At 72.9% G+C, this 13,768-nt stretch carries 12 protein-coding genes; 2 read left to right on the forward strand and 10 right to left on the reverse strand.

Annotated elements, in window-relative coordinates; genetic code table 11:
• Positions 1–35 precede the first annotated feature (35 nt).
• The 6 genes from Sri02f_RS30020 to Sri02f_RS30045 form a co-directional block, all read right to left on the reverse strand.
• A complete protein-coding gene (locus Sri02f_RS30020; RefSeq protein ID WP_062646030.1) occupies positions 36–533 on the reverse strand; it encodes a hypothetical protein in 498 nt (165 codons plus the stop codon).
• A 118-nt stretch (positions 534–651) separates the two neighbouring features.
• Positions 652–894 carry a DUF397 domain-containing protein gene (locus tag Sri02f_RS30025; protein WP_109004473.1) on the reverse strand — a complete coding sequence of 81 codons (243 nt, stop codon included), beginning with the start codon at positions 892–894 and terminating at the stop codon, positions 652–654.
• An 84-nt stretch (positions 895–978) separates the two neighbouring features.
• Positions 979–2,145, reverse strand: a complete 1,167-nt coding sequence (locus Sri02f_RS30030) for a thiolase family protein (RefSeq protein WP_069773635.1) — start codon at positions 2,143–2,145, stop codon at positions 979–981.
• The gene (locus Sri02f_RS30035; protein ID WP_109004474.1) at positions 2,142–3,212 is read right to left on the reverse strand and encodes a thiolase family protein; all 1,071 of its coding nucleotides are present in this window, start codon (positions 3,210–3,212) and stop codon (positions 2,142–2,144) included. Before Sri02f_RS30035 ends, Sri02f_RS30030 begins: the two co-directional genes overlap by 4 nt.
• On the reverse strand, positions 3,209–4,153 hold the full coding sequence (locus tag Sri02f_RS30040; RefSeq protein WP_109004475.1) for a Zn-ribbon domain-containing OB-fold protein: 945 nt from the start codon (positions 4,151–4,153) through the stop codon (positions 3,209–3,211). The genes Sri02f_RS30035 and Sri02f_RS30040 overlap by 4 nt, the downstream gene beginning before the upstream one ends.
• A 148-nt stretch (positions 4,154–4,301) precedes the next feature.
• Positions 4,302–5,102 carry a crotonase/enoyl-CoA hydratase family protein gene (locus Sri02f_RS30045; protein ID WP_109004476.1) on the reverse strand — a complete coding sequence of 267 codons (801 nt, stop codon included), beginning with the start codon at positions 5,100–5,102 and terminating at the stop codon, positions 4,302–4,304.
• 173 nt (positions 5,103–5,275) lie between these two features.
• On the opposite strand from Sri02f_RS30045, the gene Sri02f_RS30050 reads away from it, so the two are divergent.
• Positions 5,276–6,880 carry an acyl-CoA synthetase gene (locus Sri02f_RS30050; protein WP_109004477.1) on the forward strand — a complete coding sequence of 535 codons (1,605 nt, stop codon included), beginning with the start codon at positions 5,276–5,278 and terminating at the stop codon, positions 6,878–6,880.
• A 43-nt stretch (positions 6,881–6,923) separates the two neighbouring features.
• On the opposite strand, the gene Sri02f_RS30055 is transcribed toward Sri02f_RS30050, so the two are convergent.
• Positions 6,924–7,793 carry an alpha/beta fold hydrolase gene (locus tag Sri02f_RS30055; RefSeq protein ID WP_109004478.1) on the reverse strand — a complete coding sequence of 290 codons (870 nt, stop codon included), beginning with the start codon at positions 7,791–7,793 and terminating at the stop codon, positions 6,924–6,926.
• A 326-nt stretch (positions 7,794–8,119) separates the two neighbouring features.
• On the opposite strand from Sri02f_RS30055, the gene paaK reads away from it, so the two are divergent.
• Positions 8,120–9,421 (forward strand): phenylacetate--CoA ligase PaaK, encoded by a 1,302-nt coding sequence (gene paaK / locus Sri02f_RS30060; RefSeq protein WP_109004479.1) that lies wholly within the window; start codon positions 8,120–8,122, stop codon positions 9,419–9,421.
• A gap of 15 nt (positions 9,422–9,436) precedes the next feature.
• Here paaK and Sri02f_RS30065 read toward each other — a convergent pair whose 3' ends face one another.
• From Sri02f_RS30065 to Sri02f_RS30075, 3 genes are all read right to left on the reverse strand, one after another.
• Positions 9,437–10,933 (reverse strand): acyl-CoA synthetase, encoded by a 1,497-nt coding sequence (locus tag Sri02f_RS30065; protein WP_109004480.1) that lies wholly within the window; start codon positions 10,931–10,933, stop codon positions 9,437–9,439.
• Positions 10,934–11,084: 151 nt separating this feature from the next.
• Complete coding sequence (locus Sri02f_RS30070; RefSeq protein WP_109004481.1) at positions 11,085–12,638, reverse strand: acyl-CoA synthetase; 1,554 nt, start codon at positions 12,636–12,638, stop codon at positions 11,085–11,087.
• A complete protein-coding gene (locus Sri02f_RS30075) occupies positions 12,635–13,744 on the reverse strand; it encodes an NAD(P)H-dependent flavin oxidoreductase (RefSeq protein WP_109004482.1) in 1,110 nt (369 codons plus the stop codon). The genes Sri02f_RS30070 and Sri02f_RS30075 overlap by 4 nt, the downstream gene beginning before the upstream one ends.
• Positions 13,745–13,768: the final 24 nt, after the last annotated feature.

Below are 13,768 nucleotides of genomic sequence, written 5' to 3' on the forward strand. Positions count from 1 at the left end.
CCACGCCGTGGGGGCGTCGACGGCGTGGCCGGGCCTCAGCCCTGCTGGAACAGCTCCGCCGGGAGCGGCTTCAGCAGGGCGTACAGGTCGTCGGTGATGGGGCGGTCCCAGGCGGCGATGGTCACCAGGACGTTGTCGCTGCGGTCGAACTGCACACAGGAGATCCGCCCCTCGGAGAGCTTCAGCCGGCGCACGATCAGGAGGTTGTCTCCCTGCATCACCGGCATGTCCTCGGTGCCGACGACGGTCACCTCCTCGTCGTTCTCCAGCGCGAGCAGGAGCTGGGCCACCTCGAAGGGGACCTCGCCCTCCTCCACCTCACGGGCCGGGGATCCCTCGGGCAGATTGCCGATGATCATCGCGGGGCCGCGGCCGCCGAAGAGGTCGTATCGCAGGAAGACGCCCTGGCAGCTGCCGTCGGGCGCGGGCAGGAGGCCGGCGCCCAGGTTGCCGGGCCAGTCGCCCGGATCCATGGCCAGGACGTCGAAGTCGGGCCCGGCGGGCGTGGCGCTGCGGCGGCGGAGGAACGACATGCGGCCATGGTACGTGGCCGACGCCCTTCGGCGGCGCGGTGGGCGGGACGCGGCCCGCCGGGCGTGAGCCGTCCGCACACCGCCGCTCGCGGAGTTCCCCCGCCCCTTCGAGCCGCGGTCAGGTCAGGTCGAACTCTCCCGCCCGTGCCTCCGACACGAACGCACCCCACTCGGCGGGTGTGAAGATCAGGGAGGCGCTCTGCGGGCTGCCGCTGTTGCGCATCGCGATGAAGCCCTCGACGAAGGCGATCTGGACATCCCCCCGCCCCCGGCTGCTCGACTGCCACTCGGCGTTGCTGAGGTCCAGCTCCGGCTTGTCCCAGCCCGTGAGCGGCTGCTGCTGGATGGTGCTCTCGGCCACGTCCGTGCTCCTCCCGGTTCGTCGTCCGCGGGCCAGCCTAGCGACCGGCCCCGGACGCCGACAGAGCACGCGAGGGGGGACCTTTCAGGACATCGGCGGCCGCGCCCCCACCAGCCACATGGAGAAGAACTGCGAGCCGCCCCCGTAGGCGTGGCCCAGGACCTTCCCGGCCCGCTCCACCTGGTGTTCCCCGGCCTGGCCGCGCACCTGGAGGGCGGCCTCCGCGAAGCGGATCATGCCGGAGGCGCCGATCGGATTGGTGGACAGGACACCGCCCGACATGTTGACGGGCAGGTCGCCGTCGAGCTCGGTGACGCCGGCCTCGGTGAGTTTCCAGCCTTCGCCCTCGTCGGCGAAGCCGAGGTTCTCCAGCCACATCGGCTCGTACCAGGAGAACGGCACGTACATCTCGACGGCGTCGATGTCGCGGCGCGGGTCGGTGACGCCGGCCTGCCGGTAGACGTCGGCGGCGCAGTCCTTGCCGGCCTGCGGCGAGACGGCGTCCTTGCCGGCGAAGAGGGTCGGTTCGCTGCGCATCGCGCCGCCGAGCACCCAGGCGGGCGGACGGGGCGCGCGGGCGGCGCCGGCCCGGTCGGTGAGGACCATCGCGCAGGCCCCGTCGGAGGAGGGGCAGGTCTCGGAGTAGCGGATCGGGTCCCAGAGCATGGGCGAGGCCTGGACCTTCTCCAGCGTGATGTCGTGCTCGTGGAGGTGGGCGTAGGGGTTCTTGAGCGCGTTGCGCCGGTCCTTGTACGCCACGAGCGAGCCGACGGTGTCGGGGGCGCCGCTGCGCCGCATGTAGGCGCGCACGTGCGGGGCGAAGAAGCCGCCGGCCCCGGCGAGCAGGGGCTGCTGGAAGGGGATGGGCAGGGACAGTCCCCACATGGCGTTGGACTCGGACTGCTTCTCGAAGGCCAGGGTGAGGACGGTGCCGTGGACACGGGCCGCGACGAGGTTCGCGGCGACCAGCGCGGTGGATCCGCCGACCGAGCCGGCCGTGTGCACCCGCAGCATCGGCTTGCCCACCGCGCCGAGCGCGTCGGCGAGGTACAGCTCGGGCATCATGACGCCCTCGAAGAAGTCGGGGGCCTTGCCGATGACGACGGCGTCGACGTCGGCCCAGGTCAGCTCGGCGTCGTCGAGGGCGCGGCGGGCGGCCTCGCGGACCAGCCCGGCGATCGAGACGTCCCGGCGGGCCGCGACGTGCTTGGTCTGGCCGATCCCGACGACGGCCACGGGCTCCTTGCTCATCGCGGTTCCCCTTCGAGTACGGCGACCAGGTTCTGCTGGAGACACGGGCCGGAGGTGGCGTGGGCGAGGGCGCGGTCGGACTCGCCCCGGTGGACGCGGGCGGCGGCCTCGCCGACGCGGATCAGGCCGGCGGCCATCATCGGGTTGGCGGCGAGCGCGCCGCCGGACAGGTTCACCCGGACGCTGTCGTCCAGTCGCAGCGCCTTGCGCAGGACGACCTCCTGCGAGGTGAACGGCGCGTGCAGCTCGGCGGTGTCTACGGGCCGGTCGAACGCGCCGGCGCGCTCGGCGGCGAGGCGGGTGGAGGGCGAGTCGGTCAGGTCGCGCACGCCCAGCGAGTGGGCCTCGATGCGGTGGTCGATGCCCCGGATCCAGGCGGGCCGGGAGCACAGCTCGCGGGCCCGCTCACCCGCCGCGAGGATGACGGCGGCGGCCCCGTCGCCGACGGGCGGACAGTCTCCGGTGCGCAGCGGCCGCACCGCGTAGTCGCCGGGCGGGACCGAACCGCGCAGCTGGGCATGGGAGTTGAGGGTGGCGGTGCGTCGGCTGCGGGCGCCGATCGCCGCGAGGGCCGGCTCGTCGGTGTCGCCGGCGTCGATCAGGGCCTGCGCCTGGAGTGCGGCCAGGGCGACGGAGTCGGGCCACAGGGGGGCGACGTAGTACGGGTCGAGCTGGCGGGTGAGGACGTCGCGCAGGGAGCCGGGCGAGGACTTGCCGTAGGAGTAGACGAGAGCGGTGTCGGCGTCGCCGCTGAGGAGTTTGGTCCACGCCTCGTACAGCGCCCAGGCGCCGTCCATCTCGACGTGGGACTCGGAGATGGGCGGCCAGGCGCCGACGCCGTCGAGGGCGAGCGTGAAGGAGAAGGCGCGGCCGGCGAGGTAGTCGCTGGAGCCGGAGCAGGTGAAGTCGATGTCGGCGGTCTTCAGGCCGGTCCGGTCCAGGACGCTGTGCAGGACCGGCATGAGCATCTCGACCTCGGAGAGCTCGTCGGTGGTGCGCAGGACGTCGCTCTGGGCGAAGGCCACCACCGCGACGTCACGGCGGTCCGAGGGTTCCTCGCGGGTCACAGCAGCTCCTTGTAGACGTCGTAGTCCGCGTCCGGTTCGCCGGTGGGCCGGTAGTGGTCGGGGTAGCGGGCGCCTTCCGTCCAGACGGGTTCGACGCGCAGGCCCATGCGGACCTGGTCGTAGGGGATGCCGCCGATGCGTCCGTGCAGGGCGAGGCCGGCGCCGTCGAGGGCGATGTGGGCGTAGACGTAGGGCACCTCGATGTCGAGGTTCTTCGCCTTGATGTTGACGATGCAGAAGGTGGTGACGGTCCCGCGCGGTCCCACCTCGACCTGTTCCGTGGTCGGGACGCCGCAGGTGGGACAGGCTCCGCGGGGCGGGACGTACACCTTGCGGCAGGTCGGGCAGCGTTCGCCGACCGTGCGCCGGGTGGAGAGCGCGGCGATGTAGGCGGACTGGGCGCGGCCGGGCGAGTAGGTGTAGTCGAGGCGGGCGGGGGCGACGATGCCGGTGACCCGGTCGTCCGGGAGTGCGTCGGGATCGCCGCCGTCGGGTGCGGCTCCGCCGGCGTGGGCTTCGAAGCAGGCGATGTCGGTGATGGCGCCGACGCGTTCCGCGGCCCAGCGGATCCGGACGCGCATGCCGGTGCGGACGGCGTCGGGGCCGGGCACGTCGAGGGCGTGCAGGAGGGCGGTGTCGGCGCCGTCGAGGCGGACCAGGACCCAGGCGAACGGCGTGGCGAGGGGCTGTCCGCGGCGGGGGGCGTGGTTCCAGGCCCAGGTGGTGACGGTGCCGGTGGACGCGACCGGGACGAGGTCGCGGATCTCCTCGGCGGTCACGGGGTCGTACTCGACGGGCGGGACGAGGGTGCGGCCGTCGGCGGCGCGCACGCCGAGGACGACGCGCTCGCGCAGGCCGGTCAGGAAGGCGCTCTGCACGGGGCCGAGGGACCGGGTGAAGGGGAACTCGACGACCAGGGGTGCTTTCAGGACTTCGGGCATCGGGGCTGCCTCCTCGGGAAGCCGACGTCGGTGGGGGCGCCCCGAGGGGCGCGGGGCGCTTGCATGTGCGGCTCCGCGTGGGCGCGACCGGCCACGAGGGCCCCGCAGGCCGCGAACGACCCGCACCGCCGGCTCGCCGGGCGGAGCGTCACGCGCGCCGGTAGCGGGGCGGGCGCTTCTCCGCGAAGGCGCGGGCGCCTTCCTTGGCGTCGGCGGTGTCGAAGACCGGCCAGCCCCGGGCGAGTTCGGCGGCGAGACCGTCGGTCTCGGTGAGGTCGGCGGTCTCGTACACCGACGCCTTGACGGCCTCGACCGCCAGCGGGCCGCAGGAGTTGACGCGTTCGGCGATCTCCAGGGCCTTCTGCAGGGCCGTGCCGTCCGGCACGACATGGCCGACCAGGCCGATGTCCGCGGCCTCCCGGGCGCTGTACGGACGACCGGTGAGCAGCATCTCCAGGGCGTGGGTGCGAGGGATCTGGCGCTGCAGCCGGACGGTGGAGCCGCCGATCGGGAACAGACCGCGCCTGACCTCGAACAGGCCGAAGGTCGCGGAGTCGCCGGCGACGCGGATGTCGGTGCCCTGGAGCATCTCGGTGCCGCCCGCGACGCAGTACCCCTCGACGGCGGCGATCACCGGTTTGCGCGGGCGGTGGTGACGGAGCATCGCCTTCCAGTGCAGGTCGGGGTCGGCCTTGAGCCGGTCGCGGTACTGCTCGCCCTCCATGCCCTTGCCCGCCAGGGCCTTGAGGTCCATGCCGGCGCAGAAGGAGCCGCCCGCGCCGGTGAGGACGACCGAGCGGACCGAGTCGTCCTCGTCGGCCTCCAGCCAGCCGTCGTACAGGCCGACCAGCATGGCGAGCGAGAGCGCGTTCTTGGCCTGCGGCCGGTTGAGCGTGAGCACGAGCGTGGCGCCCTCGCGCTGCACGGTGAGGTGTTCGGTACCGCCCATCGCACATCTCCCCTCGGAAAGAACGAGAACAGGTTGCAGTAGGCGTGATGGCAGTTCAAGGGTTTTCTGACAGTCAGTCAGATTTCTTGGCGCGGGCCCTTCCCACTTGTCGCGCCCTTTGCTCTGATGACCGGCGAACCGTCCGGGAACCAGGGCCGCGGTCAGGAGGAACGGTGGAGTACAACCTTGCCGACCTGTTCGAGTCGGTCGTCGACGTGGCGGCGGACCGCGAGGCGCTCGTGTACGTCGACCATCCCGGCACCGGCGCGGAACGCCGGCTGACGTACGCGCAGCTCGACGCGGCCGCCAACCGCATCGGCCACCACCTCCTCGACAGCGGCCTGCGCCCCGGCGAGCACCTCGGGCTGCATCTGTACAACGGCGTGGAGTACCTGCAGACGGTGCTGGGCTGCCTGAAGGCGCGCATCGTGCCCGTCAACGTCAACTACCGCTATGTGGAAGAGGAGTTGGTCTACCTCTACCGGGACGCGGACCTGGTCGCGCTCGCCTTCGACGCGGAGTTCGCCGACCGGGTGGCGGCCGCGCTGCCGCAGACGCCCGCGCTGCGGCACCTGATCCGGGTCGGCCCGGCGGCCGAGGGCATCACCTCGTTCGCCGACGCGGAGGCGAGCGGCTCGCCCGCGCGCGGATTCCCGGCCCGCTCCGGCGACGACCAGTTCATCATCTACACCGGCGGCACGACCGGCATGCCCAAGGGCGTGATGTGGCGTCAGGAGGACCTGTTCTTCTCGGGGCTGGGCGGCGGCTCGCCCACGGGCGAGCCGGTGAGGAAGCCGCAGGAGATCGCCGAGCGGGTCGCGGCCGGCGGCACGGGAATCACCTTCTTCCCCACTCCCCCGCTGATGCACGGCACCTCCACGCTGACCGCCTTCATCGGCTTCAACTTCGGCCAACGTGTCGTGATCCACCGCAAGTTCGTGCCCGAGGAAGTGCTGCGGACCATCGAGAAGGAGAAGGTCACCAGCATCTCCCTGGTGGGCGACGCGATGCTGCGGCCGTTGATCGACGCGCTCGAAGGACCGATGAAGGGCACCGACTGCTCGTCGGTGTTCAGCGTCTCCTCGTCCGGGGCGATCATGTCGGACACGGTTCGCCGTCAGTTCCGGGCGCTGATGCCGAACGCGATGCTGCTGAACAACTTCGGCTCCTCCGAGTCCGGCTTCAACGGCACGGCGACGGAGGACTCCGGACCCGAGCGCGGCTTCCGCGTCCGGGTCAACCCCCGTACCCGGGTGGTCGATCCGGTCACCCGCGAGCCGGTGGCCGCGGGCGAGATCGGCCGCGTCGCCCAGCGCGGCCACGTCCCCCTCGGCTACTACAACGACCCGGTGAAGACCGCCGAGACCTTCTTCGAGAAGGACGGCGAGCGCTGGGTGCTGCTCGGCGACATGGCGACCGTCGACGAGGACGGGGTGGTCGTGGTCCTCGGGCGCGGCTCGCAGTGCATCAACACCGGCGGCGAGAAGGTGTACCCCGAGGAGGTCGAGCAGGCCCTCAAGGCGCATCCGGACGTGTACGACGCCCTGGTGGCGGGGGTGCCGGACCCGACGTGGGGCAGCCATGTGGCGGCGGTGGTCCAGGTGCGCCACGGCGCCCCGCCGCCGTCCCTGGAGGACATCCAGAGCCACTGCCGCACCCGGCTCGCCGGGTACAAGATCCCGCGTCAGCTGGTGCTCGCCGAGTCGATCCGCCGCTCGCCGAGCGGCAAGGCGGACTACCGGTGGGCGCGCGAGGTCGCCGTGGCGCAGAGCGGCTGACCGGGCCCGCAGCGCCTTCGCGCAGGCGTGGGGAAGGGCGTTCTCAGTCCTGGTGGGCCGCACTCGGGCGAGCGGCCCGTGCCAGGAAGTCGCCGACCCGCCCGGCGAACCGGCCGGGGTCGTCCAGCCACGGGTAGTGGCCGGCGCCCGGCTGCACGGCGAACTCGGCGTTCGGGAACGCATCGGCCACCAGCCGCGCCCGTTCGGGCCGGGGCCCGCCGTCCAGCTCGCCGGCCAGGACGAGCACCGGGGCGGTCACCTCGGCCAGCGCGGTCCGCAGGGCCGGCGGGTCGAAGGCGGCCGGGTCGAGGAAGCGGTCCTCGCCCTCGGCACAGGTCTGCTCGTCCGCGGCGGCCTCGTGGGCGCGCGCCGCGTCGTCCCATCTGCCGTGGAAGAAGGCGCCGACGACGGCCGGGGCGGGCTCGCCCCCGCCCCCGAGCCACGCCTCGAACGCCGGGAACGCGTCGTCGAACCAGGGTTCACGGCGGCGCAGCCGCGCGGCCGCCAGCCGGTCCCGGTCCGTGGCCGGCCGGCCCAGGGCCCACGGATTGACGGTGATCAGCGCGAGCCCGGACACCCGGTGCGGGTACCGCGCCGCGTACAGCATGGCGAGGCTGCCGCCCGCCGAATGGGCCAGCACGTCGATCCGCTCCCGTCCCAGGTGCACGCGCAGCGCCTCGACGTCGTCCACCTGCCGGTCGCAGCGGTAGGTCTCCGGGTCCGCGGGGATCGCGGAGCCGCCCGTGCCGCGCAGGTCGAGCAGGATCAGACGGCGGCGGCCGGAGAGAGCGCCGAGGTCGCCGAGGTAGGCGGAGGCCCGCAGGGGGCCGCCGGGCAGCACGACGAGCGGCTCGCCCTCGCCCGACACCCGGTAGGCGAGCTCGGTCCCGTCCGGCGCGGTGAAGATCGGCATGCCCCGATTCTCGGCAGGGGCCGCGGACGCGCGCAACGGGGTTCTCCGGGCGAAAGTCGCCGCCGGCCTCTTGCCTGACGCACGCGGGCCTGGATTACTGATCCACAAGAAGATCGACCGAATGATCGGTCGCCCGGATCGGGCGGTTCGGTACCGGAATCCGCGCAGTGTCCGTGCCGCTCGATTCGAGGATCGTCCGGTCCGGGGATCGTCCGGTCCGGGGATCGTCCGGTCCGGGGATCGTCCGGTCCGGGGATCGTCCGGTCCGGGGATCGTCCGGTCCGGGGATCGTCCGGTTCGAGACAGGTAGGCGAGGGAGAAGTCCCATGACGGATGTGCGGAACCCGCTGGACGACGGCGAGCGCCTGGACGAGGCCGCCCTGCGCACCCTGCAACTGGAGCGACTGCGGACCTCGCTGCGTCGCGCCTACTCCCGGGTGCCGTTCTACCGCGAGGCCTTCGACAAGGCGGGCGTCCACCCCGACGACTGCCGCGACCTCGCCGACCTGGCCCGCTTCCCCTTCACGACCAAGGCCGACCTGCGCGCGCACTACCCGTACGGGATGTTCGCCGTCCCCCGGAACCGCATCCGCCGCATCCACGCCTCCAGCGGCACGACCGGCCGGCCGACGGTCGTCGGCTACACGGACGCCGACCTGTCCATGTGGTCGGACATGGTGGCCCGTTCGCTCCGTGCCGCGGGCGCCCGACCCAGCGACACCGTCCATGTGGCCTACGGGTACGGCCTGTTCACGGGCGGTCTCGGCGCCCACTACGGCGCCGAGCGCCTCGGCTGCACGGTGGTCCCCGCGTCCGGCGGCATGACCTCCCGTCAGGTCCGGCTGATCCTGGACCTCGAACCGCGCGTCATCATGGTGACCCCGTCCTACATGCTCACGCTGCTCGACGAGTTCGAACGCCAGGGCGTGGACCCGCGCTCCACCTCGCTGCGCGTCGGGGTCTTCGGCGCGGAGCCGTGGACGGAGCGGATGCGCCAGGAGATCGAGGAGCGATGCGCGATCGACGCCGTCGACATCTACGGGCTGTCGGAGGTGATCGGGCCGGGCGTGGCTCAGGAGTGCGTCGAGACCAAGGACGGGCTGCACGTCTGGGAGGACCACTTCCTCCCCGAGGTGGTCGACCCGGTCACCGGCGAGGTCCTGCCGGAGGGCGAGGAGGGCGAGCTGGTCTTCACCTCGCTGACCAAGGAGGCCATGCCGGTCGTGCGCTACCGCACGCGCGACCTCAGCCGCCTGCTGCCGGGCACGGCTCGCGTCTTCCGGCGGATGCGGAAGGTGACCGGGCGCAGCGACGACATGGTCATCCTGCGCGGGGTGAACCTCTTCCCCACCCAGATCGAGGAGATCGTGCTGCGCACCCCGGGCGTGGCGCCCCACTTCCAGCTCCGCCTGACCCGTGAGGGACGTCTCGACGCCCTCACGGTCCGCGCCGAGGCCCGCCCCGACGCGACGGCCGCGGACCGCGCCACGGCCGCGCGCGCCGTGGCGGCGGCCGTGAAGGACGACATCGGCGTGTCGGTCGCCGTCGAGATCGTCGACCCGGAGTCGCTGGAGCGGTCGGTCGGCAAGATCAGGCGGATCGTGGACGAGCGTCCCCGCGCGTCATGACGGCCGGCCGGGGCGTCATGAGCCGAAGCGGTCCCTCAGTTCCCGTTTGAGGATCTTGCCGCTGGCGTTACGGGGCAGCTCGTCCACGAAGAGCACCCGCTTGGGGGCCTTGAAGGAGGCCAGGTTCTCGCGCGCATGGGCGATGAGCTCCTCCTCGGAGGTCTCCCCCCGCGCGACCACGACGGCCGTGACCGCCTCGATCCACTTCTCGTCCGGCAGGCCGATGACTGCGGCCTCGGCGACGGCCTCGTGGGTGTAGAGGACGTCCTCGACCTGCCGGGAGGCGACCAGCACGCCGCCGGAGTTGATGACGTCCTTCACCCGGTCGACGATCGTGAAGTAGCCGTCGGCGTCGCGCACGGCCAGGTCGCCGGAGTGGAACCAGCCGTCCCGGAAGGCCTCGGCGGTCTCCTCGGGCTTCTCCCAGTAGCCCTCGCACAGCTGCGGGGACCGGTAGACGATCTCGCCGGGTGTGCCGTCGGGGACCTCCGCGCCGTCCTCGTCGACCACGCGGGCGTCCACGAACAGGACGGTGCGGCCGCAGGAGTCCAGGCGCCCCTTGTGCTCGTCGGGCGCGAGGACGGTGGCGAGCGGGCCGATCTCGCTCTGCCCGAAGCAGTTGTACAGGGCGAGCCGGGGCAGCCGTTCGCGCAGGCGCTCCAGGACCGGCACCGGCATGATCGACGCCCCGTAGTAGGCCTTGCGCAGGCCGCTCAGGTCGCGTGTCGTGAAGTCGGGGCGGTTCGCCAGACCGATCCACACGGTCGGCGGCGCGAAGAGGCTGTCGACGCGGCCGGCCTCGATCAGGTCCAGGAGCCGGTCGCCGTCGGGGGCGTCCAGGACGGTGTTCGTGGCGCCGACCGCGAGGTAGGGCAGCAGGAACACGTGCATCTGCGCCGAGTGGTAGAGCGGGAGGGCGTGCGCGGGACGGTCGCCGGCGCTCAGGTCGAGGGCGGTGATCGCGCTCAGGTACTCGTGCACCAGGGCGCGGTGCGTCATCATCGCGCCCTTGGGCAGGGCCGTGGTGCCGGAGGTGTAGAGCAGTTGCACCAGGTCGTCGGTGCGCGGCTCGGGGCCCTCGTGGACGGGGGCGGCGGCCAGCCGGGCCAGGAGCGAGTCGTCGGCGTCGCGCAGGGCCGCCGTCCGCACGCCGGCGGGGAGCCGGCCGGCGAGGCCGGGGTCCGCGAGGACCAGCGAGCTGCCCGACTGGGCGACGATGTACGCCAGGTCGTCGCCGGTGAGGCTCTGGTTGACGGGGACGTGCACGAGGCCCGCGCGGGCGCAGGCCAGGAACGCGATGAGGTAGGCGTCGGAGTTGTGGCCGTAGGCCCCGACCCGGTCGCCGGGGGCGAGGCCCTCGGCGAGCAGGACGCTCGCCGCGCGCGAGACCGCCTCGTCGAGTTCCTCGTAGGTCCAGGTGCGGTCGCGGTACTCGACCGCCACGCGCGCCGGGGTGCGGCGGGCGCTGCGCCGCAGCACCCCGTCGACCGTGCTGCCATGTCCGGGCGTCATGGCTCATGATCCTGGGACGGCGACCGGAGCAGGTCAAGTCGCCGCCGTGGCGGGGCGCCGAACGGAGGCGGCCCCGCGACGACTGCCCTCACCCCCCGCACCTCGCCACCGGGAGTGGGGGCGCCGTGCGCGGGTGCGGGGTGCGGGCCGCTCACAACGGGCGGGTCCGGCCCTCCCAGTAGGGCTCGCGCAACCGCCGCTTGTACAGCTTGCCGTTGGGGTCCCGGGGCATCTCGGCGATGAAGTCGACGGACTTGGGCCGCTTGTAGCCGGCCAGCCGCTCGGCGCAGTGGGCGAGAAGTTCGTCCGCGAGGTCCGAGCCGGGCTCCCGGCCGGGGGCGGGCTCGATCACGGCCTTCACCTGCTCGCCCCAGTCGTCGTGCGGGATGCCGAAGGCGGCGGCGTCGGCGACCGCGGGGTGGGCGAGCAGCACGGACTCGATCTCGGCGGGGTAGATGTTGACGCCGCCGGAGATGATCAGGTCGATCTTGCGGTCCCGCAGGAACAGGTAGCCGTCGTCGTCGAGCACCCCGAGGTCGCCGACGGTGAAGAAGTCGCCGATGCGGTTCTTCCTCGTCTTGTCCTCGTCCTTGTGGTACGCGAAGCCGCCGGTGGTCATCTTCATGTACACCGTGCCGAGTTCGCCGGGCGGCAGCCGCTCGCCGTCGTCGTCGAAGACGGCCAACTCACTGATGGGCCAGGCCTTTCCGACCGTGCCGGGCTTCTTCAGCCATTCCTCGGCCGTGGCGAACGCGCCGCCCCCCTCGCTGGCCGCGTAGTACTCCTCCACGCAGGCGCCCCACCAGTCGATCATCGCCCGCTTCACGTGGTCCGGGCAGGGCGCGGCCCCGTGGATGGCGTGCCGCATGGAGGTCACGTCGTAGCGCGCCCTCACGTCCTGCGGGAGGGCCAGCAGACGGTGGAACTGGGTGGGGACCATGTGGGTGTGCGTGCAGCGACGGGCGTCGATGAGACGGAGCATCTCCTCGGGCGTCCACTTGTCCATCACGACCAGCCGGTGGCCCAGGTGCAGGGACGCGGCCGCGAACTGCAGCACCGCCGTGTGGTAGAGCGGCGAGCAGACCAGGTGCACGTTGTCGTCGAAGGGCCTGATGCCGAAGATGCCCAGGAAGCCGCCGAGGTAGGACTCCTCGGGCAGCTTCCCGGGCAGCGGGCGGCGGATGCCGCGCGGGCGGCCCGTGGTGCCCGAGGTGTAGTTCATGACCCAGCCGAGTGTGCGGTCGGCGGGCGCCGACTCCGGCTGCCCGTCGAGGAGTTCGGCGTACGGCCGGAAGCCGTCGACCTCGCCCACGGCGTAGCGGCGGGCGGGCGGCAGGCCGGCCTCGTCGGCGGCCCGGCACGCCTGGCCGGCGAACCGCTCGTGGGCGATGAGCACCTTGGCCCCGGAGTCGGAGACGATCCAGGCGATCTCGGGGCCGACGAGGTGGTGGTTGACGGGCACGAGGTAGAACCCGGCCTGGGTGGCGGCCAGATGGGCGGTGAAGAACTCTGCCGAGTTGGGCAGGACGACGGCGAAGGCGTCGCCGCGTTCCAGGCCGGCGGCGCGCAGGCCGTGCACGAGCCGGTTGGCGTCGGCGTGCAGGCGGCCGGCGGTCCACTCCTGGCCGTCGGGGGCGATCAGGACGGTGCGGTCGGGGTCCTGGGCCGCCTGGGCCCAGAAGCCCGCGGGGGGTGTGCTGGTCACTGGCCGCTCCTTCCGGCGATGCGGTTGACGCGGTCCACGGCCTCTTCGAAGCCGCGGGTGAGGTCGTCGAAGACCGCCCGGACGCTGCGGACGTCGTTCATCCGGCCGACGATCTGGCCGACGGGCGTCCCCAGCAGGGGGTCGATCTCGTGCTTCTGGATGCGGGAGACGGCCTCGGCGACGAGCAGGCCCTGCAGGGGCATGGGGAGGGCGCCGGGTCCGTGGGGGTCGTCCCAGGCGTCGGTCCACTCGGTGCGCAGCTGGCGGGCGGGTTTCCCGGTCAGCGCGCGGGAGCGGACCGTGTCGCCGGAGCCGGCCGCGAGGAGCTTGCGGGTGAGGGCGGGCGAGTGCAGGTCGGCCTCGGAGGTGGTCAGCCAGACGGACCCGAGCCATACGCCCTGGGCGCCGAGCGCGAGGGCGGCGGCGGCCTGCCGTCCGCTGCCGATGCCGCCGGCGGCGAGCACGGGCAGCGGGTCCACGGCCTCGACGACCTCCGGGGTGAGCACCATGGAGGCGATCTCGCCGGTGTGGCCGCCCGCCTCGTAGCCCTGGGCGACGACGACGTCGATGCCGGCGTCCTTGTGCTTGCGGGCGTGCCGGGCGCTCCCGGCGAGCGCGGCGACGAGGACGTCCCGGTCGTGCGCGCGGGCGACGACGTCGGCGGGCGGCGAGCCGAGGGCGTTGGCCAGCAGCCGGATCGGGTAGTCGAAGGCGACGTCGAGCTGGCCGCGGGCGACCTGCTCCATCCACCCGGTGATCCGCCACCCGGCGGCCTCGCCCTCGGCCAGCCCGGGGACGCCGTACTTGGCGAGGGTGTCCCGCACGAAGGCCCGGTGCCCCTCGGGGATCATCGCCTCGACGTCGGCCTCGCTCACGCCCTCGACCTTCTTGGCGGGCATGACCACGTCGAGTCCGTACGGCTTGCCGTCGACGTGGGCCTCGATCCAGTCGAGGTCGCGTCTGAGGTCGTCGGGGGCGGTGTACCGGACCGCGCCGAGCACGCCGAAGCCGCCCGCGCGGCTGATGGCCGCGGCGACGGCGGGGAACGGCGTGAAGCCGAAGACGGCGTGCTCGACTCCCAGTTGTGTGCTCAGCTCGGTCTGCATGGGCGCAGGATGCCGCAGCGGCGC

Source organism: Streptomyces rishiriensis, assembly GCF_003112535.1.
Lineage (GTDB): Bacteria > Actinomycetota > Actinomycetes > Streptomycetales > Streptomycetaceae > Streptomyces > Streptomyces rishiriensis.

Excerpts from the sequence above, each read along its gene's own strand:
- paaK (WP_109004479.1), top strand. The coding sequence starts at position 8,120 with ATGACGGATGTGCGGAACCCGCTGGACGACGGCGAGCGCCTGGACGAG.
- Sri02f_RS30030 (WP_069773635.1), bottom strand. The coding sequence starts at position 2,145 with ATGAGCAAGGAGCCCGTGGCCGTCGTCGGGATCGGCCAGACCAAGCAC.
- Sri02f_RS30045 (WP_109004476.1), bottom strand. The coding sequence starts at position 5,102 with ATGGGCGGTACCGAACACCTCACCGTGCAGCGCGAGGGCGCCACGCTC.
- Sri02f_RS30055 (WP_109004478.1), bottom strand. The coding sequence starts at position 7,793 with ATGCCGATCTTCACCGCGCCGGACGGGACCGAGCTCGCCTACCGGGTG.
- Sri02f_RS30040 (WP_109004475.1), bottom strand. The coding sequence starts at position 4,153 with ATGCCCGAAGTCCTGAAAGCACCCCTGGTCGTCGAGTTCCCCTTCACC.
- Sri02f_RS30075 (WP_109004482.1), bottom strand. The coding sequence starts at position 13,744 with ATGCAGACCGAGCTGAGCACACAACTGGGAGTCGAGCACGCCGTCTTC.
- Sri02f_RS30065 (WP_109004480.1), bottom strand. The coding sequence starts at position 10,933 with ATGACGCCCGGACATGGCAGCACGGTCGACGGGGTGCTGCGGCGCAGC.
- Sri02f_RS30020 (WP_062646030.1), bottom strand. The coding sequence starts at position 533 with ATGTCGTTCCTCCGCCGCCGCAGCGCCACGCCCGCCGGGCCCGACTTC.